The organism is Vibrio sp. B1ASS3, from assembly GCF_905175355.1.
In the GTDB taxonomy this organism is placed as follows: domain Bacteria; phylum Pseudomonadota; class Gammaproteobacteria; order Enterobacterales; family Vibrionaceae; genus Vibrio; species Vibrio owensii.
Map to the genome: position 1 here is coordinate 1,738,811 of NZ_HG992742.1, position 24,242 is coordinate 1,763,052.

General features: G+C 45.3%; 20 protein-coding genes. 11 read left to right on the forward strand and 9 right to left on the reverse strand.

The genetic code is table 11. The features are described 5' to 3' along the window. Positions 1-400: 400 nt before the first annotated feature. The 4 genes from KJB05_RS08250 to KJB05_RS08265 all read left to right on the forward strand — a co-directional run bounded on the left by KJB05_RS08250 (position 401) and on the right by KJB05_RS08265 (position 5,239). Positions 401-1,612, forward strand: coding sequence for an HD-GYP domain-containing protein (locus KJB05_RS08250; protein WP_208444448.1), 1,212 nt, complete (start codon positions 401-403; stop codon positions 1,610-1,612). A gap of 346 nt (positions 1,613-1,958) precedes the next feature. Next, the gene (locus KJB05_RS08255) at positions 1,959-2,585 is read left to right on the forward strand and encodes a LysE family translocator (protein WP_208444447.1); all 627 of its coding nucleotides are present in this window, start codon (positions 1,959-1,961) and stop codon (positions 2,583-2,585) included. A gap of 206 nt (positions 2,586-2,791) precedes the next feature. Further along, positions 2,792-4,336, forward strand: a complete 1,545-nt coding sequence (locus tag KJB05_RS08260; protein ID WP_132699036.1) for a YjjI family glycine radical enzyme — start codon at positions 2,792-2,794, stop codon at positions 4,334-4,336. Positions 4,337-4,357: 21 nt separating this feature from the next. Then, positions 4,358-5,239, forward strand: coding sequence for a YjjW family glycine radical enzyme activase (locus KJB05_RS08265; RefSeq protein ID WP_208444446.1), 882 nt, complete (start codon positions 4,358-4,360; stop codon positions 5,237-5,239). A gap of 20 nt (positions 5,240-5,259) precedes the next feature. Here KJB05_RS08265 and KJB05_RS08270 read toward each other — a convergent pair whose 3' ends face one another. Continuing rightward, positions 5,260-6,216, reverse strand: a complete 957-nt coding sequence (locus tag KJB05_RS08270; protein ID WP_005442091.1) for a LysR family transcriptional regulator — start codon at positions 6,214-6,216, stop codon at positions 5,260-5,262. Between the two features lie 603 nt (positions 6,217-6,819). Between KJB05_RS08270 and KJB05_RS08275 the strand changes: the two genes are divergently transcribed. Next, positions 6,820-7,587, forward strand: a complete 768-nt coding sequence (locus KJB05_RS08275; protein WP_020195945.1) for a TerC family protein — start codon at positions 6,820-6,822, stop codon at positions 7,585-7,587. Positions 7,588-7,754: 167 nt separating this feature from the next. After that, the gene (locus tag KJB05_RS08280) at positions 7,755-8,357 is read left to right on the forward strand and encodes a 2OG-Fe(II) oxygenase (protein ID WP_005442095.1); all 603 of its coding nucleotides are present in this window, start codon (positions 7,755-7,757) and stop codon (positions 8,355-8,357) included. Between the two features lie 106 nt (positions 8,358-8,463). Here KJB05_RS08280 and KJB05_RS08285 read toward each other — a convergent pair whose 3' ends face one another. Then, positions 8,464-9,729, reverse strand: coding sequence for an HD domain-containing phosphohydrolase (locus KJB05_RS08285; RefSeq protein ID WP_208444445.1), 1,266 nt, complete (start codon positions 9,727-9,729; stop codon positions 8,464-8,466). Positions 9,730-10,022: 293 nt separating this feature from the next. Here KJB05_RS08285 and KJB05_RS08290 point away from each other — a divergent pair, with 293 nt between their 5' ends. Next, positions 10,023-10,655: an SDR family oxidoreductase gene (locus KJB05_RS08290; protein WP_208444444.1), complete on the forward strand. Its 633-nt coding sequence runs from the start codon at positions 10,023-10,025 to the stop codon at positions 10,653-10,655. Positions 10,656-10,693: 38 nt separating this feature from the next. On the opposite strand, the gene KJB05_RS08295 is transcribed toward KJB05_RS08290, so the two are convergent. Together KJB05_RS08295 and KJB05_RS08300 are read right to left on the reverse strand one after the other, a co-directional pair. Beyond that, complete coding sequence (locus KJB05_RS08295) at positions 10,694-12,121, reverse strand: GGDEF domain-containing protein (RefSeq protein ID WP_005442103.1); 1,428 nt, start codon at positions 12,119-12,121, stop codon at positions 10,694-10,696. An 8-nt stretch (positions 12,122-12,129) separates the two neighbouring features. Beyond that, complete coding sequence (locus KJB05_RS08300; RefSeq protein WP_005442105.1) at positions 12,130-12,627, reverse strand: hypothetical protein; 498 nt, start codon at positions 12,625-12,627, stop codon at positions 12,130-12,132. Positions 12,628-12,791: 164 nt separating this feature from the next. Here KJB05_RS08300 and KJB05_RS08305 point away from each other — a divergent pair, with 164 nt between their 5' ends. The 4 genes from KJB05_RS08305 to KJB05_RS08320 all read left to right on the forward strand — a co-directional run bounded on the left by KJB05_RS08305 (position 12,792) and on the right by KJB05_RS08320 (position 17,063). Then, positions 12,792-13,985, forward strand: coding sequence for an iron-containing alcohol dehydrogenase (locus tag KJB05_RS08305; RefSeq protein WP_208444443.1), 1,194 nt, complete (start codon positions 12,792-12,794; stop codon positions 13,983-13,985). Positions 13,986-14,158: 173 nt separating this feature from the next. Further along, the gene (locus KJB05_RS08310) at positions 14,159-15,364 is read left to right on the forward strand and encodes an aromatic amino acid transport family protein (protein WP_009704250.1); all 1,206 of its coding nucleotides are present in this window, start codon (positions 14,159-14,161) and stop codon (positions 15,362-15,364) included. 258 nt (positions 15,365-15,622) lie between these two features. After that, the gene (locus KJB05_RS08315; RefSeq protein WP_038896487.1) at positions 15,623-16,747 is read left to right on the forward strand and encodes an HD domain-containing phosphohydrolase; all 1,125 of its coding nucleotides are present in this window, start codon (positions 15,623-15,625) and stop codon (positions 16,745-16,747) included. Between the two features lie 100 nt (positions 16,748-16,847). After that, positions 16,848-17,063: a hypothetical protein gene (locus KJB05_RS08320; RefSeq protein WP_005442113.1), complete on the forward strand. Its 216-nt coding sequence runs from the start codon at positions 16,848-16,850 to the stop codon at positions 17,061-17,063. A gap of 184 nt (positions 17,064-17,247) precedes the next feature. Here the strand turns inward: KJB05_RS08320 and KJB05_RS08325 are convergent, their stop codons facing one another. The 5 genes from KJB05_RS08325 to KJB05_RS08345 form a co-directional block, all read right to left on the reverse strand. Beyond that, positions 17,248-17,796 (reverse strand): hypothetical protein, encoded by a 549-nt coding sequence (locus KJB05_RS08325; protein ID WP_020195938.1) that lies wholly within the window; start codon positions 17,794-17,796, stop codon positions 17,248-17,250. Positions 17,797-18,059: 263 nt separating this feature from the next. Continuing rightward, positions 18,060-19,838, reverse strand: coding sequence for an ABC transporter transmembrane domain-containing protein (locus tag KJB05_RS08330; RefSeq protein ID WP_208444442.1), 1,779 nt, complete (start codon positions 19,836-19,838; stop codon positions 18,060-18,062). Between the two features lie 2 nt (positions 19,839-19,840). After that, on the reverse strand, positions 19,841-21,580 hold the full coding sequence (locus KJB05_RS08335; RefSeq protein WP_208444441.1) for an ABC transporter transmembrane domain-containing protein: 1,740 nt from the start codon (positions 21,578-21,580) through the stop codon (positions 19,841-19,843). Between the two features lie 270 nt (positions 21,581-21,850). Continuing rightward, positions 21,851-22,342 (reverse strand): type II secretion system protein, encoded by a 492-nt coding sequence (locus KJB05_RS08340; RefSeq protein ID WP_045411328.1) that lies wholly within the window; start codon positions 22,340-22,342, stop codon positions 21,851-21,853. A 230-nt stretch (positions 22,343-22,572) separates the two neighbouring features. Then, a complete protein-coding gene (locus tag KJB05_RS08345) occupies positions 22,573-23,916 on the reverse strand; it encodes a sodium/glutamate symporter (RefSeq protein WP_208444440.1) in 1,344 nt (447 codons plus the stop codon). Positions 23,917-24,242 lie beyond the last annotated feature (326 nt).

Below are 24,242 nucleotides of genomic sequence, written 5' to 3' on the forward strand. Positions count from 1 at the left end.
AATGACATATTTTTGAAGTTTGTCCTTTTACACTGCAAACGAAGCTAGTCGAATCAGATTGGCAGTCTGTTGTGTTAATGAGCTTAAAAAGTTTCTGTGTAATAGAGTAATTATTAGAATAATGCGACTAATAATCGGTATTTATAAAACTTTGGTCAACAGTAAATACTATTTGTATTAAGTAGTTATTGATTCAACACCCAAATTATCGAAATTCTTACCACTTGTGATGATTATTTGAGCTAAGTCCATAAGTTAAAAGTGGTTTATTGAACGGTGAATGTCTCATATATTGACTGAATGCTCATTAATTTTAAATGATAGCGAATTCTTATAACAGTGAATGGTCAGATCTCTTATAATGCGTCTGCTAAATAACAGGTGTTAAAAGTTTCGCGATATGCAGTACAAACCAGAAGACTCAATAAAGATAGCCATTGCAGATGTAAGTATCGGTATGTTCGTGACTGCAATCGAACAAAATAAACGCGTTAACCTCGCCAATGCGGGGCGTGTCTCCACTGCGCAGGGTATTCAAAAGCTGCAAGCAAGTGGGGTGAAGTTCGTTTGGGTCGACCAGAAACTTTCTGCTCAAGAGTGCGTGTTCAAACCTGTTGAAGAAGAACACGATGTCACCTTAGCTGCCTCTGAGGTGATGACTACGCCAAAAATTCAACGCGCGTTTCGTTCTCGCGAAGTACAGCATAAACGTGCCAAAAAACTGATTGCGGAAGCGAAGTGTTTGGCGCAAAAACTGCTCAACCAAACCTTTGAAGGCAAGGTCATTGAAGTCAACGAGATTGAATCGTGGGCGGATGACATGATCGACAGCGTCTTTATCGACTCAGACGCGCTTCAGTGTGTGTCGGCGCTGCGGCAAAAAGACAGTTATTTGCTTGAGCATTCAGTGAACGTCGCTTGTTTGCTGGTTTCCTTCGGTAAGCATTTGGGCCTCGATAAAGACACGCTCAAACAGTTGGCGATTGGTGGCATTATTCATGATGTGGGTAAAATCAAAGTCGATGACGAGATCTTACATAAGCCAGCGCGTTTAACGCCGGAAGAATTTGAGCACATGAAGCTGCACCAAGTGTTCGCAGGAGAAATCATTCTTGGCGTAAAAGGCCTGAGTGATGTCAGCCGAGATGTGTGTTTGATGCACCATGAGAAGCTCGACGGTACCGGTTATCCATTGGGTTTGTCTGGCGATCAGATCCCAATGCACGGGCGCATGAGCTGTATCGTGGATATCTACGATGCATTAACGGCAGACCGCGTCTACAAAAAGGGCATGAGTTCGGCAGAAGCATTCAAAATCTTGTTGAGTTTGACGCCATTCCACCTCGATCCAGATTTGGTGTACAAATTCATCAACTGCATCGGTGTATACCCAGTCGGTTCGATTGTTCAATTGAGCGATGGTCGAGTCGGCATTGTTTGGACATCCAGCGATTCACAGCCGCTAAAACCAATTGTGAAGTGTTTCTACTCGCGCAAATACAAGCGTTACATCGATGTGGCGATGGTGGATTTGAAAAACAGCTCTCACTCGATAGAGAAAGCCATCGCACCTTCATCGTTAGAAGTGGACCCAAAACCTTTCTATGACTAACTTACAGTGACTGCTTATTTGATGCGATCTGCGAATGATCTTGTCGAATAAGTAATCACTTTACATGGTTGCATATTCCCAGTATGTTGAATGCATAACTAAACAGCTCAAAGTAGGTTAGGGGAGAGATAAACAGAGGTTTGTTACTCTGATTTCTGACTCTGACTTCCTGCCTTGACTTCAAAACCAGAACGCTTTTTGAGGATCTCGATTAACTTTGAGCTTGTTCGTTTGTGGTTAGAATGATGTGGTGTTTTGCTCTATTGCGTTTCATGGATCGAAGCGAGAGTAAGACGGCTATTCCACGTGATTCGCTTATTCATCAGCACATTGGAAAGGAGCGCCAATGCAACTCGATACTTGGATCTATTACACCCTCGCAATACTTGTCCTGACTGCTTCTCCTGGCCCGAGTTCGCTACTTTGTTTAAGCAAAGGTGTGAGCAGCGGGTTTCGCCACGCCTTTATGACCGCACTCGGCAGCCTAGCTGCGATTACTATTATTCTTACCCTGTCTTTCACCGGTCTTGGGGTTGTGATTGCTTCTTCGGAGCTGGTCTTTAACATCATCAAGTGGTGTGGCGCGGCGTATCTTATTTGGCTTGGTATCCAAGCATTACGCTCAAAACAACCCGATTTCTCACAAGCAAAACCAGAACAAGCATCGTCCGATTATTTAAGTGCATTTACCAGCGGCTTTATTGTCGGTTCGAGTAATCCTAAAGCGATCGTGTTCTTCACCGCACTGTTTCCCCAGTTTATTGACCCTTCTGCATCGCTATTCACTCAATACATCATTTTTTCTAGCACGTTTGTGGTGTTCGAACTGAGTTGGTTAACCTTTTACGGCTTGTTAGGTGTGAAGACATCGGACTGGTTATTTGTAAAAGGGAGAGCTAAGTTGTTCAACCGTCTGACTGGCGGCGTATTCATCAGTGCAGGTGTTGCTCTGTCGACGGCGCATCGAAGCTAAGTATCTGCAAGGTAAGCTAAGTTATTAAATCTTAGGTTAAATTAGAAAAACCTTATTTCCAAAATGGAAATCGTCGTTTTGGTTTTTTTCATTAGTGGCAAAGACTCTTGGCGCGTAGAATTCAACGCGTCCCTTCAAGATTGATTTGAAATCAACAAATGATTAGAAGGGGCGTATTCGTTGTATTTTCTCCAGGAACATCTTAGATGACTCAAAGCCTTTCTGATCTTCAGCAGCGTTTCCTTGCTATCGCGACTGATAGCAACTTGTCTCCAAAACAGAAATCAAACTTTCTTGCTTTGGAAGCCGAAGCCACTATTCCATATATGACCGTCTCTGACGAGGTAAGCCAAGCAATGCAGCAAGGTGTCATATGTGACATGTTTGAAGGTCACGCGCCGTTTAAGCCGCGCTATGTTTTGCCAGATTACGCAAAATTTCTTTCTCAAGGTTCTGAATACTTGGAGTTAGCTCCAGCAGAAGATTTCGATGATGCGATCAACATGTTGACCATCATTTACCATCATGTGCCGTCGGTAACCAACATTCCGGTTTACCTTGGTCAACTTGATGACGTGCTAATGCCTTACGTTGGTGACCTCACTGACGACCAAATCTACAAAAAGTTAAAGCACTTCTGGATCATGCTTGATCGCACGTTGCCAGATGCGTTTATGCACGTGAACATTGGCCCGACGGACAACATCATCTGTCGTACGATTTTGAAAGTAGACGCCGAGCTAAAACAGATCGCGCCAAACTTAACCTTCATGTACGACGAAACCGTCACTCCAGACGATCTGCTAAAGCAAGCAACACAAAACATTTGTGAGTGCAGCAAGCCGCACATCGCGAATTACCCAATGCACGCGAATGCGTACGAAGGTGGTCGTTTTGGTATCGTGAGCTGCTACAACTCTCTGCCATTGGCTGGTGGTTCAAACACGTTAGTGCGTATGAACCTAAAAGAAGCAGCAAACCGTGCAGATAATCGTGAAGACTTCTTCAATAACGTGCTGCCAGAATATCACGGCTTAATGGTTGAGCTGATGGATGCACGCGCTTCACATTTGCATGAAAAGTCTGAGTTCTTCAAAGGCTTCCTAACACAAGAAGGCCTGATCGAAGAATCCCGCTTTGCGCCAATGTATGGCATCTACGGTATGGCAGAAGCGGTAAACGTATTGCTAGAGAAAGAGGGCAATGCAAGTCGTTACGGCCAAGATGCAACGGCAAACGAGCTCGGTCATGCAATCTCTGCAAAACTGTCTGAATTGGTAGAAAGCACGCCAGTGAAGTTTGGTCTAGAAGGCAAAGCGCTACTGCACGCACAAGGCGGTATCAGCCTAGATTTGGATGTAACGCCGGGCGTTCGTATTCCTTACGGTAACGAGCCAGATCCCGTGTCTTACGTGCAAGCAACAGCAGGCCACCACCAATACTACCGTTCTGGTATCAGCGACATTCTGACCATCGACGAAACCGTGAAATCAAACCCAGAAGCGATGTTCAACCTGTGTAAAGGTGCGCTTAACGCGGGCTACCGTGAGTTTACGGCAAACGTCGCGTCAAACGACTTGGTTCGCGTAACGGGTTACATGGTGAAATTGTCTGATATCGCGAAATACGATGCAGAAGGTTCACGTACCAATACCACATTCCTAGGTGCAGAAGCGGCGAAGAACACCGGTATTTTAGAGCGTTCACCACGTGTGGTGAGCCACGAAATGTCACCGACTTACGCTAAGTAATTGGTGACGGATAAGAATAAGATGGCTAGACGATCGGAACACCTCTTGGCTAAGGTAACTCGTATCCTTCCGTTCTCTTGTGTTGATGGACCGGGAAACCGTCTAGTCATCTTTCTACAGGGTTGTAACTATCAGTGCATCAACTGCCACAACCCGCACACCATCAATCACTGTAATCATTGTGGTGATTGTGTGGGTGAGTGTCCGGCTGGCGCACTGAAGTTCGACGAAAGCAACAACGTTGTTTGGCTTAAAGAGGAGTGCACCCACTGCGACCATTGTATAGAGATATGTCAGCACCAATCTAATCCAAAAATTACTGACTACTCTGTGGAGGCAATGCTCGATTTGATACGCCAACAGCGCTTTTTCATTAGCGGTGTTACTGTATCCGGTGGGGAATCTACCTTACAGCTTCCTTTCATTACTGCGCTGTTTAAAGGGATCAAACACGATCCTGAATTACAGCATCTCACTTGCTTCATCGATAGCAATGGTTCTTTATCCATCGCAGGTTGGGAAAGAGTGTTGCCGTACATGGATGGCGCGATGATTGACCTTAAATCGTGGCAAAGCGAAACGCACCATTGGTTGGTCGGGCGAGATAACCACCGTGTATTCCAAACCATTCAGTATTTAGCGCAAGCAGGCAAGTTGTACGAAGTGCGTTTGCTTCATATTCCGGGTAAAAGCGATTTAGATACGGAAGTTGCAACGGTGGGGCATTATCTGCAAGCGTTGCCAGCATCGGTCAACATCCGTTTGAATGCCTTTCAGCATCACGGTGTAACGGGTGAAGCTCTGGAGTGGGAGAAATGTTCTCAGGATGAAATGGAACGCTTCCACGCTCAATTAAGTCAATTTGTCAGCAGACCAATGACCATGCCATCGGTCTACGTTTAGCGCAATAAAGATAAAACGGCTCAGAGTTTATTCACTCTGGGCTTTCGGCATCCACCGAGGGTTTCACAAGCCTTAAGCACTTGTTGTTGTAGCCATCTTAAAGCGGGATCGTTCAGGCTCGCTTTATTCCACACCAAACTATACGCCACTTGTCCGTACTCAAACGGCAAAGGTCTCTCTATCAATCCCTTGGCTTGCAGTGCCATTCGTGCCCAAAGTTTCGAGCAAGTAAACAGATAATCTGAGTGGTGGCACATGACCGCTGCCGAACCAAAATCGGCCACGTGCATGGCGACGCTGCGTTTAGCGTAACGCTGAGTTAAGTTCTGTTCAAAGTAAGGTTGGGATAGGTCTTTATCGTGAATACCAATGTGTCTCGCACACAAGTAGTTCTCTACTGACAGTTCTTCTTTCACTAGCGGGTTATTGCTGCCCATTAAACAGATCATTTCGTCTTCTAGAATCGTCTGCCAAACCAAATCTTTGTTGTGCGTCGGTGGTTGGCTGATGTCGTGCGGCAGAATCATAAAGTCGACTTGCCCGCGGATCAGAGAATCAAAACTCATTTGCTCTTTCGCGTACACGTTGAGTTGTGCGCGACTCCCCATTTGTTGAGACAAGTCTTGCAGCATAGGTGCGAAGATCTCGAAGGTACTTTCACGCATAGCCAAAGAAAAGCGACCTTCGTAATACGCGGGATTAAACGAGCCTTGGTAAAGCAAACCGTTCATGCTGGAAAGAATGCCATGGACAGAAGGGCCGATGTTCAAAGCAAACGGAGTCGGGACTAAACGCGTGCCATCGCGGTAGAAAAGGTCATCTTTAAGAATGTCGCGCAATTGGCTGAGCGTTTTGCTCACGCTGGAAGGGGTCACGCAGAGCTGTTCCGCCGCTTGAGTCACGCTGTGTGTCGTGAGCAGCATGTGCAATACAGTAAGGTGTTTAAGGCTAATGCGTGAGAGTGTTATGTAATCCATTCGCAAGACTAGGGTCTGTTTATCTTTCGTGGTTAAATTTTGTTCGAGATAAAAGCGTTTTAATCGCGGCGAGTCGATTGAAGCCTAGTGGCTCTAAGTAAAATTGACTCAACAAAGAATAAAACGCTTTTAGCCGAACCCTTTGGGCAGCGTTTGTAGGTGCTTTCTACTGCGTTATCGGCTTATCAGGTAGAATAGCTACATATCAAAGCCTCTGTCTTGCATAAAACATCTACAAACTGCTGCAAAAATCATCACGAAAGGTCAACAGACCCTAACTCGTGTGATTTTTCTCAGTATATCAAAATATTATTATGAAACATTTTTTTACGATTGTTGAAGCACGTAAAAAGAGGCGTTTCAATTCGAGCTCGATGCAATAGTTTGGCTCAACTCGGCACTTGATGGGGTGAGTATGGCTTATAACCCTTAGAGGACGAAAGATGCTTTACACAAGCCTGACAAAATAAGGGATTGCGTACAAAGGGAGGAGGTGATTTACTCGCGTTTCCTAAGTAACAGAGGTTTTAAAAACTTAATGGACGACCCCTTTAGTCGACTGAACAATTCACTGTATGGCTTCCAATCACCGGAGGCGTACTCATGTTAGAACTTTTCATGCAACCAGAAGCGTGGGCTATCTTCGCTACCTTGTTTGCTCTTGAAGTAGTCTTAGGCGTTGATAACGTCGTATTCATCTCCGTTCTGTGTGAACGATTGCCACAACACCAGCGTAAACTTGCCCGAAATCTAGGTATTGGCCTAGCGGTGATGGCGCGTATTGTTTTGGTGTTCTCGATCTCTTGGATCATGCAGCTTACTCAGCCATTAATCAGCTTCAGTGACTACGCGTTTACTGGTCGTGATTTGATTATGATTGCGGGTGGTGCATTCCTACTAGCGAAAAGCTTGAAAGAGTTGTGGAGTTGGTTAACCCACACTGAACACGGTCACTCGACTCATGTTCGTACTGGTCTGGCTGTGGTTCTGCTTCAGATTGTCGCGGTTGATGCTGTGTTCTCGATGGACTCGGTGATTACTGCGGTTGGTCTAACGAGCGAAGTACCAATCATGGTGGCGGCGATCATTTCGTCAGCGATTGTGATGGTGTTGACGGCGGAGAAAATCAACAACCTAGTGACGCGTTACCCGGGCTTTAAGACCCTTGCTCTACTATTCCTAGTATTGCTAGGTGGTCTGTTGATGGCAGAAGGTTTTGCTATTCACATCAACAAGGGTTACGTGTATTTCGCGATGGCGTTTGGTTTAGTGTTGGAAATGTGTCATATCCAACTTAAGAAAAAACAACGCCCAGTGATTCAACGAATTCGTCCAATCCAACCTCGTTCTATTGCGCTTCAAACGCGCTAATTTAAACGCAAACAGTAGACCTAAATAGCCGCTCACAAGAGCGGCTTTTTTACGTCTGAATCTCGTTATTTAAGTGGATTTGTCGTCTCGATAAAAAACGGAATTTGTTGTTGTAGCACGGATTTCTTATATAGACCGCCCAAACCCACACGAGTGAACAAAATAGAATGAACAAATTGATCGACGCGTTATCGACGCACGGATACTACATCTGGGATGATTTTATTTCTCAAGAGGAAGTGGCTGAGCTGCGTGACTGTATTCCTGACGATTGGAAGAAAGCACGTATTGGTCGTAACGACGACGTGACTCGTATTGAAACCATTCGTAGCGATAAGATCCAATGGTTAAAGCGTGACATGGGCGCGCCAGTGGCGTCTTTCCTAGACAAGATGGAAGAGATTCGTTTAGAAGCAAACCGCTACTTTTTCCTTGGTTTGTTCGAGTACGAAGCGCACTTCGCGAAATACGAGAAAGGTGACTTCTACCAAAAACACCTCGATTGCTTCAAAGGCAATGAAAACCGCCGTCTAACTACGGTGTTCTACATGAACGAATCGTGGAGTGAAGAAGACGCTGGTGAGTTGGTGGTGTACGATTTGAATGATAATGAGATCGCGAAGATTCCTCCGCGTTCAGGTCGTCTGTTCGTATTCTTGTCTGAGCAATTCCCACATGAAGTATTGCCGACAAACGCGGAGCGATTCAGCATCGCTGGCTGGTTCCGTATCAACGGTGTGAAAGACAACCAGTTGGACATCGCACACTAAGCCATCTACACGTGCTGATTTGCAGTGTTTACATGCTTTCAAAACAACAAAGGGACGCCGATACTGGTGTCCCTTTGTTTATTCTGCTTACTGACTTTGTTTGGCGCTAAACTTCCGTGGAGAGCTGATAGCACGCCTGCATGTCGGCAGATAAAACCTGATAAACATCGGAGCACAGTTTGCCTGCTTCAACCTGCTCATCCATGATGTTGGCAATCTCTTGCTGCGTCATGCGGCCTCGATATGGGCGGTCTTGAGAAAGCGCTTGAAAGACATCGACAACGGCAATGATACGAGAAGGCACATCCAACGCTTCCGCCGTTTTATGATAAGGGTAACCTGAACCATCTAAACGTTCATGATGGTTGGAAGCCCACTCAGCGATCTTGGCATTGGGGAACACCTTGTGCAGGGCTAGTTCAGTATCAATCGTATGGCGCTTGATGCGTGTGTATTCTTGCCTGTCTAACGGGCCTTCTTTGTGAAGAATCTCATCAGGGGTTTTGAGCTTGCCGATATCATGAACCAATCCCGCAATAAAAATCATCTCTTGCTCGTGTTCATCCAATCCCATTTTCTTCGCTAAGTAACGAGATAGTTCCGCCACTTTTTGAGAGTGCTGATAAGTAAAAGGGCTCTTGGCATCCACAATACGCGCCAAGAACAACCCTAAGCTGTTCATGTCTTCGATGGTGAGTTGCTTCTGTAGCCAATCAATGTTCTCAAACTGAAGTCCAATTGTTTCGATGTGTTCAGATTCCATCGCAAACCAAAATGCATCCGTCATGATCAGCTTAACCATGGCATCGCACATATGTGGGTTAAACAGTGTGCCTGCGTTAGCCATCACACACTCGGCGATCAACTCTTCGTGCAAAGTAACCAAGTCGCTATGACAGTTGGAAACGTAATGCGCGCGCATAAAATCGAGACGATCAGAAAGGTAGAGTAGAGCAGCGACGTCTTTTTCAAATGCTGGAATATCGATGTGTTCGAGGTCGATCCAATGAGTGTGGTGATAAAGAATCGGGGTTGCAAATTGGGTGAGTAATCGACACTGCTTAAGCGTGTGGTAGCCACGAATACAGTGCGCTTTGGCGTCTTGAGGAACGAGCTGTTCGAGTAGCATCATGTGCTCGCGAGTTTCTGAGACGCCACAGTCGTGAACCATGCCTGCAAAGTAACAGAACTCTGCTTTTTTAATGTCCCAACCAAGAGTGAGTGCACATTGATACGCGATGTACGCGACTCGATGGCTGTGGTGCGTATCATCAACACCTACGTAATCTAACGCGCGTGCCACCCAGATGAGGGCCTGTTTTAGATCGACTTCAAATCCCGAGGCAGATTGGGAGTAGGAAGATTGCTTCATTGTTAATACCGACGTTTCTACTGCCTATGCGTTGATTATTATGTTGTTTTTAAGGGAATGCGGCAGCGAACTGGAACCTAAAAACACGTGCATAAGGCTTAGTTATAGTTATGCCGAGAATGATACTGGTTGTCGCACGTAAATTTCATCCGTAGCTCGGAACTATCGATCATTTATTTGAACTACGTATTGATTTGGAAAGAATTTTCTCACTTCGATTGACATCTTTTGAAAACACCTTAAATAGTGATGTAAAGTATTCTCATTATCATGTTTGTAGTAAAAGGTAAGTTATGAAAAGAGTCGTAGTGTGGGGCGCAAGCAGCGGTCTTGGTTTGGCTATTGCAAAGTATTTTGCGGAGAAAGGTGCTGAAGTTGTCGGTGTGGCGAGAAATCCAGACAAAAGCCCAGAATTAAAGGCGATTTGTCAGTCAACGTTTGCATGTGATGCCACGATTGCTGAAGAGGTTGATCGCGTTGTTGAGCAACTCAATCAAGAAGACATTATCATCAGCACGATGGGCAGTTTCCGTGCAGACATTCCGGTAGATTACCTTGGTCATCGTCACCTTATCGATGCAGCCTGTAAAGCATCACTCAAGCGTTTTGTTTTGGTGACGTCACTTGGTTGCGGTGATAGCTGGAAATACCTTTCTGACCGTTCTAAAGCGGGTTTTGGCGGTGTTGTCCGTGAGAAGTCATTGGCGGAAGCATGGCTACAAACCAGCGACTTGGATTACACCATCATCCGTCCTGGTGGCTTGAAAGATGGCGAAGTGACAGGCAATGGTGTGTTGGTGGAACCTAAAGAAGTGCATGGTTTGGTATACCGTCAAGAATTGGCTCGTTTACTGTTTGAGATGCTGGAAAATGGTCAAGGAAGCGGTGAGATCTTCCATTGTATCGACCCAGAGCTGACTTACTAAGCTCACACGATAAACTGAATAATCCGCAGGGGCAGAGCTTAGGCGCTGTCCCTGCTTTCGTTTGAATAGAGTACGACTTGGTCCCGCCCTAGATCTTTTGCAGCATACAAGGCTTCGTCTGATTCATCTAACAGGCGGTTTGGGTCTATGATGTCGGCTTGTGCGCGCTCTGAAAGGCTAATACCAATAGATATGGTTAGATACTTGATGGTTGGTTCATCATGATGAATGATTTCTAATTGTTTAACCCGCCCGCGCAGTTGGTTGCCTCGCGCTAACGCTTCTCTCGCATCATGCACAGGAGCGAGAACTACAAACTCTTCCCCGCCTAATCGCAAAGCGTAGCCATGCGTTTGCACCGCGAACGATTCTAAAGTCTTGGCGACTTTTTGTAGCGCTTTGTCTCCTTGCAAATGCCCTCGGTGATCGTTGAACTCTTTAAAATGGTCGATATCAATAAAGAAGCAGGCGATGAACATCTTGTTGGATTGATAGCACAGCGAGCGGAAAGAGGCTTCAAGCGAACGACGGTTATACAAACCAGTTAAGGGATCGTGCTTCACCATGTCATCTAACTCCCGGTTCTTGCGGACCACCTTGTCGACAAGATGGCTAAAGGCGCGTGCTAAATCTCCGATTTCATCTTTCCTTTTAGTGTTAGGGACTTGAAACAGGCTAATGGTTTCAAAGTTCTGGCGCATAAAGGTCGACAGGTTATTGATTGGCGACGAGATGTGGTAAGACAGTAAAAGTAATAACGGGTATGAGATCGCCATGCCGAGGACGATTTCGCGAATTGAATCCACCACAAATTCATCACGAATCTCACGCACCAATTCGATGTCGTAAAGCAGTTCTATGTTGCCTTGAATGTCACCAGTTAATGGCAAAGTGATGTAGAGAATGTCTTTCTCAAAGCTCAGGTGACTTTTACCGATTACCCGGCAAGGATAGAGATCGAGAGTGAAATCTTCTTCGAGTTCCTTGCTCATATAATACTGCTCACGTGCGTCATTGAGGCGAGCCAATAAATACTTCACTTTCACATTGGCTTGGGAACCGGTTTTCTTTACCGAGGTAAGCCTAGCGATGCGCTGGTCTAGATCTTGTTCGAAGGTCGGAGGATAGTCAGAGCGCCAGATTTCTTTTGCGTCACGATTGTAAGTAACAGACACGGGGGAATTCGTCACGGAGGAATACCCGTTAACGTACAAATAACGCAAGTCGGTGTGCATCTCTAGCTCATCTTTAAAGCTGGGCAGCATGAGATTGGCGTAGTTACCGCCATGCACCGCATCACTTACATGATGAACCAGTGCGCTTGCGCTTTGCTCGCGAGACACAATCGTCGTTTTGATGATGGTATCCATTGAGTTATGAAAATTGTAATAACCCAAACCACCTATCATGAGAATGACGAGAACAAAGTGCGAGAGGAAGATCTTTATTCTTATTGATGTTCCCACGTAATGAACTACTCGTTAAACACATCAATGATGGGTACGGCACATGTCCCATTGATGCAAATGTCCTTATATCCGTTATGACAGCGGTAGCACGTTTCAATCCTCAATGACGGATGACGATCTGATATGTCGTTTCCCTGCCGATCATAACTCCCGTAAAGCACTTCACCAGCAAGATGCTCGGTGACAAAAATAATGTTTTCTTCTTCGTAAACTGCAACTGCCGTTAAGCCATCGGAATAGGGGCCGTGCTTTTTATAAGCATCTACTTTGTGTTTCGGAACATAAATACTCAGGTTGGTGCCTTTACCTTGATTCGTCCAGTTGTACATCTTGACGGTCTCTTGAACAAACGTGGGCGTATCTGGCGGCAATACCACGTCTCTTCCAGGGATAACACTTTGTTTAACAAGCACTAGTTTGTCGAGGTTTTCTGGGAAGCTCGCCAATGAGCCCGCAAAAACGGATCCCGAAAAGACCAACAAAGCAAATGGCTTGTATCCCATGGCTCGTCCTCAACCATTAGTACTTAAGTTATAGAATAGTAGATAAATATTGGTTTGGTCGGCTTAGGCGCGTAGATGGATGAATACGGAATTCTGTGAACCCACTATCTCGAATTGAAGAAAAAAGCATCTAGAATGAATACTCAAAAACAAAAGGACTTTGTATGTTGAAACATCTGCTTTATCGCGGTTACACCAATGGACTGAAGGTGGCCGCTTACGTTCTTCCTCTACCGAAACCAACGTTATTTTCAGGCCCCGGTAGCATTCATGAACTCACGGAAGCTATCGCCGATCTCGGATTCAAAAAGCTGCTCCTCGTCACCGACGAAGGGCTAGTAAAAATAGGAATGGCAGAGCAAGTAGCAGAAAGTGCCAGAACAAGAGGTTTGGACGTCGCACTTTATGCAGAGGTAAAACCTGATCCTACTTATGATCAAGTTGAACGAGGATTAAATGTTTACCTAGAATCCGGTTGTGATGCGATTTTGGCGCTTGGCGGCGGCTCTGCAATGGATTGTGCCAAAGTTATTGCGGCCAGAGTGACCAACAAGAAATCCATCAAGAGATTGGCCGGCTTGTTTCGCGTGTGGAGAACACCAGCACCGTTATTTGTGATTCCTACAACGTCAGGCACCGGCTCTGAAGTTACCGTCGCGGCGGTCGTTTCCGAGCCAGAGACTCACCATAAAACTCCTCTAATGGACCCGAAGTTAGTACCTTTAATGGCAGCGCTAGATGCCAATCTACTCGTTGATTTGCCTGCAAAGATAACGGCTGACACCGGTATAGATGCTCTGACTCATGCGATTGAAGCCTACATATCCCGCAACGCGACGACGGAAACCAAAGCGTATTCAGTTGCCGCGATCAAGTTGATATTTCAATATCTTCCTCGTGTCGTAGAAGAGGGCAGTGATGTTCAAGCTAGGCAAAAAATGGCGATGGCGTCTTACTATGCAGGCCTTGCCTTTACCAAAGCGAGTCTTGGTTATGTACACGCGTTCGCGCATAACCTAGGTGCCAAGTACGGTTTACCTCATGGAATGGCAAATGGCCTTGCTTTGCTACCAGTGCTCCGGTTCTCATTCTCTGAGATTGAGCCACAACTGACTGCACTAAGCGAAGCGTTAATCGATGCGCAAAGTGAAGCTATGCCAAATGCACAAGCGTTCCTCGACAGGTTGGAAGAGCTGTACAACGAGATTGGCATTGAACAAACGTCGTCACTGTTGAAAACCGCTGACACTGACGAGTTGGTGACTTTGATACTTAAAGAAGCGCATTGGAACTATCCAGTGCCTAAGTTCATGAATGAAGAAGAGTGCGCCCAATTGCTTGCGGAAATCAGAGTTTAACTACTGCTGTATAAAATAATTTACATATATGGATTTTTATCCTTACACTTTGCTTGATCTTATTAGAAAGATCCTACAGAATCGTCATCATTCCAAATATGGTGTTAGGTTTGGTGTGCTGTAGCCCGATCTGATGCTGATAAATCTTATTAAGCTGTAAAGATAAATATACAATGAGTCGATCTAAAGTGTTTGGTAGCACCCTGATTATCGCAGGGACTACGATTGGTGCGGGTATGCTGGCGCTTCCTCTTGCGTCTGCAGGTATTGGTTTCTCAACCTCTCTTATTATCATGTTGGGACTGTGGGCATTAATGGCGTTTACGGCGCTATTGATGCTTGAGCTTCACCAATATGCGGACAGCAGTGCAACCCTTCATACTTTGGCGAAGCAAATCCTTGGTCAGAAGGGCAAGTGGGTTGCGAGCTTTGCGATGCTGTTCTTGTTCTACTCATTGTGTGCCGCTTACATTGCTGGTGGCGGTGCTCAGTTTGGTGACCGTCTAACAGAGTGGTTTGGGCTGGATATTTCAGGCTCGACTTCTACCATCATCTTTACTCTTATTGTCACTATGGTTGTGACGGTTGGTACAGGAACGGTAGACAAGGTTAACCGCGTGCTGTTTGGCCTTAAGATGGTGACGATGATTGCAGTATTGTCATTCCTAGCGCCAAACGTGACCGAATCTTACTTGCTGAGCATGCCAATTGAACAAGGCCTTATCGTTGCAGCAATTCCAGTCATCTTCACCTCTTTTGGTTTTCACGGCAGTATTCCTGCGATTGTGAACTACCTAGATGGCGACACCTCGTCTCTACGTAAAGCCATCATCGTTGGTTCTACGATTCCTTTGGTTATTTACATCTTCTGGCAAATCGTGACGCTTGGTGTTGTGAGCCAAGATACACTGATTGAAAACGGCGGTTTAAGTGCGCTTATCGGTCAATTATCTCAAACGGTTCACCAATCAAACCTTGGTAGCGTCGTGGGTGTATTTGCTGACCTTGCTCTTTTGACGTCTTTCCTTGGTGTGAGCTTGGGTCTGTTTGAATTCTTGGGTGATACCATCAAAGGCGACAGTGAAAAACCAAACCGTTTGGTTGCAGCAGTGATCACTTTCACACCGCCATTAGGTTTTGCACTGTTCTACCCACAAGGTTTCATCATGGCTCTGGGTTACGCAGCGATTGCTTTGGCTATTCTTGCTATCTTCCTGCCATTGGTGATGGTGGTGAAAGTGCGTCGCTCCGATGAGTTTACAGGAGAGTACCGCGTGGCAGGTGGTCAGGGAGCACTATTAGTAACGGGTATTGCAGGTACAGGCATTGTGATGGCGCAGCTACTCATTACTCTGGGCGTGCTTCCTGCGCTGGGTTAATCACCAAGCTGATAGATAACGAACAACTCATCATGTATCGAAAAACCAGTGTGCGAAAGTACGCTGGTTTTTTTGATCTGGATTAAATTACCGTAGAATATTCGGTGAAAAGATTGGCGAAAATCTGTTTTTATTTCGTACACTTAAGTTGTGGTATGTCGATAATTTAGGTGGAGAAAAGCCGCTCTAATCACATCAAATACGCTGACTTTCATGAGCCTTTTCTTCTGGTTTCTCTACTTGGTGTGGAGGTGAAGTATGGCGCACCGGAGCTTTTACCCGTTTGCAAAACCGCTCAATGAGCAAATGCAAACACTGAAGAATAGGATGCAGGCACATTTACCGTGTGTCGATAGGGTGTCTTTTGCAAAATACCACCCAAAACAAGGCATGCTAAAATCCTTTGCTGAGAGTGAGTTCGACACTTGGTGTTTGGCTCATCATGAAGCGCCACTTCGTAAACTTCATAATTTAAGTATTGCTGCCGACAATGCCATTCCTCGTCTTGTTAACGATCTTTACGACATTAACCACTGTCCGCGTATTCAAACCTTATTGAAAGAAGGTTATCACTCATCTGTTGCGATCCCTTGTTACGATCGTCAAACCTTTACTGGCTTCGTCTTTCTCAATTCGATTCAACCGAACGCTTTCAGTGCAGAAGCTTTGAATGGGTTAAAGCCTTACTTTGAAATGGTGCAGTTCGCGGTGGAGTCTGAAGACCATGTTGTTAACGCTATCGAGCTGTTAGCGGAAAGAATGCAGTGCTTGATGCCAGGTTATTCACCAGAGGTCTACTCGCACAGCAAACGAATGGGCATGTACGCTCAATTGATTGCCACCCAACTTGCTGATACATACCAATTCAGTGACGAGGTTGTGGAGCAAATCGGCATGTTCACTCGTTATCATGCTCTAAGCGACATTAAGCTTCCGGCAGATATCGTATGCAATCGTCGCTGTGTGAATGCAGAACAAGAAGCGCTGTTAACGGAGCACATTGAGCAATGTGTGGAATCAGCCGATAACATTGTGGCAAGAATCGGTAATCCGGTTCATCCGAGTGTCACTTTGTTCCAACAAATCATTTCTTACCAACATGAAAACCTAGATGGCTCTGGTTATCCGCATGGGCTTGAGCATTCAGGTATTCCAATCGCTGCGCAAATAGCAGCCGTCGCCAATGTGTTTGATGTTATGACCACCCATCATCCATATCGTCAAGCGTGGTCAATTCCGTATGCCTTGTTAGAACTAGAGAAACGTGTTTATCAAGGCTTGTTATCCCGAGAGTGCGTGAATGCCTTGCGCGAACATCAAGGCTATCTAAAACAGATCATTCATAAGTACCCAGAGCACTACGCTGGTATGGGTTTAATGTGAGAGTAGAGGAGCAAACCGTGAAGGGAATCAAAATATTGACTAGGAGGTTAAGAATAAATAATACTGTATATGTATACAGTAACTCGTTTGGAGGTGAAGTATGTTGTGGGAAACCCTAGAAAGAGTAAACCGCTTACGCCAACAAGCACTTGCGAATGCTGAATTCGTAGAGTCTGCAAAGGAACATGAAGAAGCTTTGCAAGACCAAGAGTATCATTACCAACCAAGAAAGCGTTCAGCCAAGGACAAACAAGGTAAGAAGTCACTGGCCGATATCTATAAAGAAGTAGAGTTTGGCGCTGACGCTCGTCATTAACTGGTTCAACAATGCTGCGACTCTCATCCTACTTTTCTCACCGTCGCAGCTCGTCCGTCAGCGAGCGCTGGACAATTGCAACGCTCGCTGCGTTAATAACAATCCTGATTTAATCTCCTCGTGACAATGTCACTATTAACGTATCGAAAGCATAAAAAAATCCCCCGAACAGTCGGGGGATTTTTTAGAAATCTGCTTTGCGTACGTAATGGGGGTTTTTGTACTTTTTCTCGGGACCAAAAGTAGACACCACCAATTTATTCCACAACGCTTTATCAAACTCGCCTTTAGGAATCGAAGGGTAGAGGGTTTCTTCCTCTTCTCTTGCAAAGTTCATGTACTGCTTTTTCTTGATTTGGTTGTACTTCTTAGCAATTTGATTGTGCTTTCTTACCCATTCAAGTTTGTACTCACGCAGGACTTTTTCACCTTTCTCTGCATCCATACGAGACAAGAAAAGACGTTTGTACGACACTTTTCTATCCAGCATGGTACGCATGACGGTTTGAATGTACTTACCGTGATGAGTAATGGTGATGTCATTCTCATCGATAGGCGTGATGCACCAGCTCTTTGGCAAAAAGCTTGGTTTCTTAAATTGCTTATTACGTTCCATCAGCACCTGATGAAGAACTAAATCAGATGTGCCGCGGAAAGTCTTTTGCCACTTAGCGATTCGAATTTGTAACGAACCTGGCAAGCGATAGATGTTAGTAAACTTATCTTGGTCCATGGACTTCAGTCATGAAATTAATATGCAATAGAAAACGGTCCGACATGAGCTGTGAGCGAAACGAAAAACACTTTAGTGGGGATAGCTCGTGTCGATAATTAACGCGATTTTACAACGACCTCGCGGATAATAGCGAGGGGTTATGTCAATAATAGGTAAGAAATAAAGAAATTGTTTAGATTATGAATGGAACTTTCGTATAAGAAAAGCCCGCAGCATAGCTAACGGGCTTCAAGTCAGTGGTAGTGCATTATGCAGACTGTTTAAACAGCTTCCTCGAATTGCTTGTCGTCTTCCTCTTCGATTTGCTGAATATGGCGATTGGCTTGCTGAAGTTGATACATCTGTGCATATCGACCATTTTGTTTTAACAGCGCTCTGTGTGTGCCACTCTCAACTAAATCTCCGTGATGAAGAACGATGATTTGGTCGGCATCCAAAATCGTCGATAGGCGGTGAGCTATTACAACAAGCGTCATATCTTGACGAAGCACTTCAAGGCTTTTTTGAATTAACGCTTCTGTACCCGAGTCGATGTTTGCCGTTGCCTCATCCAAAATCAGAATCTTAGGCTTAGCGACAAGTACACGTGCGAGCGCAAGCAATTGTTTTTGACCTGCCGAAAGGTTCGTTTCACCCTGACCAAGTTGCGTATCTAATCCGTTCGGGTAACGACGAATCTGTTCAACAAGGCCGACTTTTTCCAGCGCATCCCAAATCTGCTCATCTTCTACCTTTCTGCCCAAAGAGATGTTCTCACGAACGCTGGCCGGGAGAATATGTGGGTCTTGCTGTACCATCGCAACGTCTTTACGCAGTACGTCTTTGCCTAAAGATTTTAATGGACGCCCGTCAATCCGTAGTTCACCGATTTCGGTTGGATAGAACCCCATGAGCAAAGAAGCGAGTGTGCTTTTACCGCTACCGGTGTGGCCAACAAGCGCAATAAAATCTTGATGCGACGCTTTCAGGGAAATGTCCTTCAATACGTCTTGTTTGCCATCGTAGCTGAAAGTCAGGTTGTTAAGCTCAATCGCACCTGTTTGCAGTGGCTTATGGTCATCGCCGTATGTTTGCTCTTGCGCATCGATCAACTCGAATACACGCTCACTCGATACCAATGCTTGTTGAAGCAATGCCAACTGCTGTGTCATCTCAATCAAAGGCTCGGTCACGCGCGCTAGATAACTGATGAAAGCGTAAAGAACACCCACGCCAATCAGCTCGACACCATTAAAGCCAAAGATAGCGACAAGAGAGAGTAGGGCAAGGCCAGCAAGCAAATCCATCAGAGGGCGCAATAGGTAGCCATTCAAGCGAATCACTTTCTTCGAGGCAACCAGATGGTCGTCAGTGAGGCCGTTAAACTGTTTGTTGAAGCGCTCTTCTTGCAGCATTAACTGCACCACACTCATACCTTGAATGGATTCGCTTAAATTGGCGTTAATGTCTGTCAGTAGGTCACGCATGTTTCGATAGCTTTCTGTACTGAGCTTTTTGAACAAGTACATAAAGCCGATTACGATTGGCAGCAGCACCAACACGACGATGGTTAGCTTCCAACTCATGTAAAACATGACGCCCAGCATCACCAAGATCATTACTGCGTTTTTCACCACAGTGGCGATCAATAACTCATAAAACTGTTGCAGCGATTCCGTATCGTTGGTGATACGAGAAACCAACTTACCCGCAGGAGTGTAATCAAATGCCGATAAAGGCTGCTTGATCACGCCAGAGAAAACCTGTTTACGAATCGTTTTGATCGTGTTGGTTGCCACAATACTAAATTGCAAGGATTGGAAGTATTGAAACACCGCTGAGATAAGCTGCAAAGCAATGTAACCTGCGGCAAGTGAGATCAATATGTCACGCGAGTAATCACCTTTCGCGATGTGTTCATCAATAAAATACTGGATCAACCAAGGTCCGCCAGCGCTGGCTAACGCCGCGATAAACAGTAGCGCCAAGCCTTTTAGCATAGGTTTTGGCTGCGAAAATGGGTAAGACATTAACCGTTTAAACGTTGTCGATTGCTTCATGATTAGTCCTCCATTGCCTGTTCTAGTTTCTGGTACTGGTACATCTCCGCGTACCACCCTTGACGTTCCAGAAGTGCACTATGTTGGCCACGCTCTGCTATGTGCCCGTGATTCAGCACCACAATCTCTTCTGCCGCTTCTAGAGCAGTGAGACGGTGGGCAATAACAATCAATGATTGCTCTCGATAGTAAGTCTCTAAGTTCTTCAGAATCTGGTGCTCGGTACGTCCATCAACAGCGGATAGGGCATCGTCCAATACCAATACTTGGGCATTGAGCAGCATGGCGCGAGCAATGGCGATACGTTGTTTCTGACCTCCAGAAAGGGTGATGCCTTTTTCGCCCACTTCTGTTTGATAGCCTTCAGGAAACTTCTCAATATCGTCGTGGATACAAGCCAGTTTCGCCGCTCGATAAACGTCTTCTTTTGAGGCGTTAGGGTTGCCCAGAGCGATATTGTCGAAGATAGATTTAGAGAACAAAAACGGGCTTTGATTAACAACAGCAAAACGGTCTCGCCACTCTGGCAGGACAGCGTCCTTGATTTTGACATCACCAAACTGAATCGTACCGTTATCCATATCGTGTTGGCGAAGCAGTAAGGTGAGTAAGGTTGATTTACCACTGCCAACTGGGCCTGCAATGCCGAGCATTTTTCCTGGCTCAAGGGTGATGTGAACATCAGTTAGTGCTGGTGGCAGATCTTTAGACCAGTGGAACTCGTCAATTTTGATCTGCAAAGGCAAAGGTTGAGTGCCCAATGACGTTTCACCACTGACGATCTCAGGCTTTTCATCGAAGATTTCTTGCAGACGGTTCCACGCAGCAGAGCCTCTTTCCAAGATGTTAAATAGGAACGCGAATGCCAGCATAGGCCAGATCATAAGACCCAAATACATAGTAAATGCGGTCAAATCCCCGAGTGTGATATCACCTTGGTCAACTAAATAGGCACCAGAAGCAACACTCAAAAAGAAAGACATACCAATAGTCAGCTGAATGGCTGGATCAAAGTGCGCATCGACACGGGCAACGGCAATGTTCTTCTCGCCTGTATCATCCACAACCTCTTCAAAACGTTGCTGCTCTTGGTTTTCTAACCCGAAAGCACGCAGCATACGTACGCCATTTAGTGACTCTTGAGTCATGTCTGACATCGTAGAAAAGGCTTCTTGTGCGATTTTGAATCGTTTATGCAGAATACGAACGATAAAGAAGATAATGATGGCAAGAAACGGCATCGGCAATAATGCCATTGCAGTCAGCTTCCAACTGATCTGCGTCACCATGATGATCAGTACCGCGATACCAGTGATCAGTGAATCGGCCGCAGTTAACACGCCTTCACCTGCGGTCATAACAATGTTGCGAACATCGTTCGTACCACGAGCCATCAGGTCGCCAGTTTTGTAGCGCTCAAAGAATCGAGGGGGCTGAGTAGAGACATGACGATAAAGGCGATTACGCAAAATGGTGCCTAGTTCCCAACTCGCGCCAAATAACCAGATCCGCCACAGTATTCGACAGCCATATATCGCAAAAAACAGCACGATAAGGCCTAATAACAACATCACTAAGGTGCTGGTTTCGAGGGTATTATCGACCACGCCATCGACAATAATGCCGACCGCTTTGGGAGGAACAAGCTGAAGGGCGGAAATGACGGCAAATAGCAGGATGGACCCCACATATTGTTTCCACTTTAGTTGGAAATACCAACGCAGCTGCCAGAATATTCTCATTTCGCCTCCTGCTTAAATTATTGAATTTGTTATGGAACCATTATTGAGCGAATTGATGAGTTTACAAGCATAATTTTTGAGCGAAATGAAAAACAACACAATGTGTCGATTTTATAGAGGCTCGATGAATAGCCGCCTTATGTATTGCTGAAAGGGGAGGATGTAACAAGATATTGTGAATTTAATGTTAATTGCAGTTTTGAGGGGTTCCATCTCAAACAGAAAGGAAAGCCTCAAAAGTATCACTCTTGAAGCTTGTTTTTACCGGTTTTAGCAGTCTCTGGTTTGAATTCCGTACTTTATTTGACCACCTGCTGTTTTTGGATAATAGACTTCTACGTAGCAAAGGTTGAAGATGTCGACAGGCTTATTAGCAAAGCCAATTAAGAAATAGGGTTCATTTTCATCGTCCACTCCGTACCAACGATTGATAGTCAGTTTTGGGTCAAACCCGGCGAGCTCTTTTGCTGGAATCACATTCTTGATATATCCGTAGTAGCCAATCAGATCGTTGACGCCATCGTTATTCAAATCAATGTTCATCAGTTCACCAGCGTCGACGTTCTCTTGCGATTGGAGCACGGCTTTTGCGTAGACTTGATTGTTGGCTGTCATCAGCGCCTCACGAGCACCATACAAGACAGCAATGCGGGCATCCTTCTGGATACCAAGAAATTTTGGGAGCGCAACGACACTTACCACCCCAAGAATGACGATACAAACCACCAATTCTATCAGTGTAAAACCTTTGGTATTACGCACAGCCAACCTCCGAATATGTATTTTTATAGTCTGCTATTCTGGAGCAAAATTATGGCTGGAAAGGTATTGAAAAAGAATGAAGTTATGCGATGAATAATTCGGTTCTAATATATAAAACAAGTTGCTTAAAATTGCATTCGGAATTTATTCAATCTCACACAAAAAGTAAGTGTAATCTCAATAAGAAAAAGCCCCAATCCTATAAAGATATGGGGCTTTAAATCATCGCTTTATGAGGTGCTTGTGGCTGCGTGTGAGCCTTGTTTGAAAACAAAACGCCAAATGAAAAGAACCACGGCTATGTAAGCTAGACCAACGCCAAGCGCTTGCCAGTGCATGCCGTTATACATTGCGATTGGCATCAAAGAGATGATGAAGATGTCAGTGATTGAGCCTGGGACATAAGCGATGGCGTAATCATCAAGTACCTTGCTGCGCATCTTTGGATCAACAATACGAAGTAGAGCAATACCCATAGCTACCGTACCGGTCAACCAACCCCAAGAGAAGATGCCTTTCTCAAACCAATCTTCACCCATGATTCGCGGCGCTACCCAAAAGATTAACCAAAGTGTGAAACTTACACCGCCAATTGCTAGTACTACCATAGGCATTAAGTACTGGGCTAAGACGGTAATCTTAATGGCTGAGATACCAAAGATAATCAAATAATCGGTACTGATGCCCGCAGTGTGTTTGAATGCACCGTCACAAAGATAGCGTGAAGCTTTGGTTTGTTTCGCGATGATTCGCACAAGCATGCCGCCAAGGAAGCCAGTTACAAACGTAGGAATTTGCACCTTATCGTGGAAAGAAGACAAGTAGTTGGCGGCGACATAAGAGAAAGCGGTTACGACAACCACTAGCGCAGCGTGAATCGCGAAAGAATCAACCGACAGGGAAGACATGGTGTCTTTCATTACCGGTTCTTGATCATCAGGCTTAACAAGGCCTTTGCGTTCGTGTTCGTCCATGCTGTCGAATGTCGTAAAGCTACGAATCCAACCCATCTTCAATGCGAATTGCAGCATGAGCATGCCGACAGAAATCGAAATGAAGATACCCACTGTTGCGAAGGTTAAGCCAAGTGTGAAGCCATCTTCCCAGCCAAGCCCCGTGAAGATTTCACCAACCACAGAGGCAGAGCCGTGACCGCCCATAAAGCCCGCAGACATTGTCACACCAAAGCCGGGATTAATCTCTGGCCAGAAGAAGGTAGTGATAGCGAGACCAAACATTGCCGCAAACAACCACTGAGAAACAGAAGCGATTTGGTTGAATGCCCACAATGAGCCAGCGCGCTGTGCGACGGTTTTAGGTGATGGAACATCCGTTGCCAGACCTAACGCAGAAAAAAGTGCAGCAGTTAACAGGCTTGCGTTAGCGGTAAAGGTATCGGTCCAAGGCAGTACGTCTAGCAGGGCTGGTCCAAAAATCAGACCGAATAATCCCGCGAGAACCGCCGATGGAATGTACATACGTTGCAGTAGTGGCATGTGAACGCGAATGACTTTTGCCAAAATCAATAGTAAGCCAGCAATGGCTAAGTCAGTCAGCATTAGACCTTTAGGCATTTTATCCTCCAGTAAATGCAGTCAAGGGGTAGCGTCCTTGTGACCAACCTTGATTGAAAAATCGCTCCCAACGAAAAAAGTCACATACGTGACCAAAAGTGTCGAGAAATCAATGTCGTTTTCATAAGCAAAGGAATGTGCTTATGCAGTTTGAAATGAGTGCAAATGTCGTGATTGCACACGAAATTGAAGAGAAATTAGATTAAATTTCTCGATGTTATTTTGATAGTTCACTCAGGAAAGGCGGCAATCCTAGTCACTTTGTCAGAGCAATGCAATTGATGGGAATCAATAAATAGTGTTCACTAAATGAGCTCTCTATACTA

Coding starts and splice junctions, on each gene's coding strand:
- KJB05_RS08250 (WP_208444448.1), top strand. CDS start 401: ATGCAGTACAAACCAGAAGACTCAATAAAGATAGCCATTGCAGATGTA.
- KJB05_RS08255 (WP_208444447.1), top strand. CDS start 1,959: ATGCAACTCGATACTTGGATCTATTACACCCTCGCAATACTTGTCCTG.
- KJB05_RS08260 (WP_132699036.1), top strand. CDS start 2,792: ATGACTCAAAGCCTTTCTGATCTTCAGCAGCGTTTCCTTGCTATCGCG.
- KJB05_RS08265 (WP_208444446.1), top strand. CDS start 4,358: ATGGCTAGACGATCGGAACACCTCTTGGCTAAGGTAACTCGTATCCTT.
- KJB05_RS08270 (WP_005442091.1), bottom strand. CDS start 6,216: ATGGATTACATAACACTCTCACGCATTAGCCTTAAACACCTTACTGTA.
- KJB05_RS08275 (WP_020195945.1), top strand. CDS start 6,820: ATGTTAGAACTTTTCATGCAACCAGAAGCGTGGGCTATCTTCGCTACC.
- KJB05_RS08280 (WP_005442095.1), top strand. CDS start 7,755: ATGAACAAATTGATCGACGCGTTATCGACGCACGGATACTACATCTGG.
- KJB05_RS08285 (WP_208444445.1), bottom strand. CDS start 9,729: ATGAAGCAATCTTCCTACTCCCAATCTGCCTCGGGATTTGAAGTCGAT.
- KJB05_RS08290 (WP_208444444.1), top strand. CDS start 10,023: ATGAAAAGAGTCGTAGTGTGGGGCGCAAGCAGCGGTCTTGGTTTGGCT.
- KJB05_RS08300 (WP_005442105.1), bottom strand. CDS start 12,627: ATGGGATACAAGCCATTTGCTTTGTTGGTCTTTTCGGGATCCGTTTTT.
- KJB05_RS08305 (WP_208444443.1), top strand. CDS start 12,792: ATGTTGAAACATCTGCTTTATCGCGGTTACACCAATGGACTGAAGGTG.
- KJB05_RS08310 (WP_009704250.1), top strand. CDS start 14,159: ATGAGTCGATCTAAAGTGTTTGGTAGCACCCTGATTATCGCAGGGACT.
- KJB05_RS08315 (WP_038896487.1), top strand. CDS start 15,623: ATGGCGCACCGGAGCTTTTACCCGTTTGCAAAACCGCTCAATGAGCAA.
- KJB05_RS08320 (WP_005442113.1), top strand. CDS start 16,848: ATGTTGTGGGAAACCCTAGAAAGAGTAAACCGCTTACGCCAACAAGCA.
- KJB05_RS08325 (WP_020195938.1), bottom strand. CDS start 17,796: ATGGACCAAGATAAGTTTACTAACATCTATCGCTTGCCAGGTTCGTTA.
- KJB05_RS08330 (WP_208444442.1), bottom strand. CDS start 19,838: ATGAAGCAATCGACAACGTTTAAACGGTTAATGTCTTACCCATTTTCG.
- KJB05_RS08335 (WP_208444441.1), bottom strand. CDS start 21,580: ATGAGAATATTCTGGCAGCTGCGTTGGTATTTCCAACTAAAGTGGAAA.
- KJB05_RS08345 (WP_208444440.1), bottom strand. CDS start 23,916: ATGCCTAAAGGTCTAATGCTGACTGACTTAGCCATTGCTGGCTTACTA.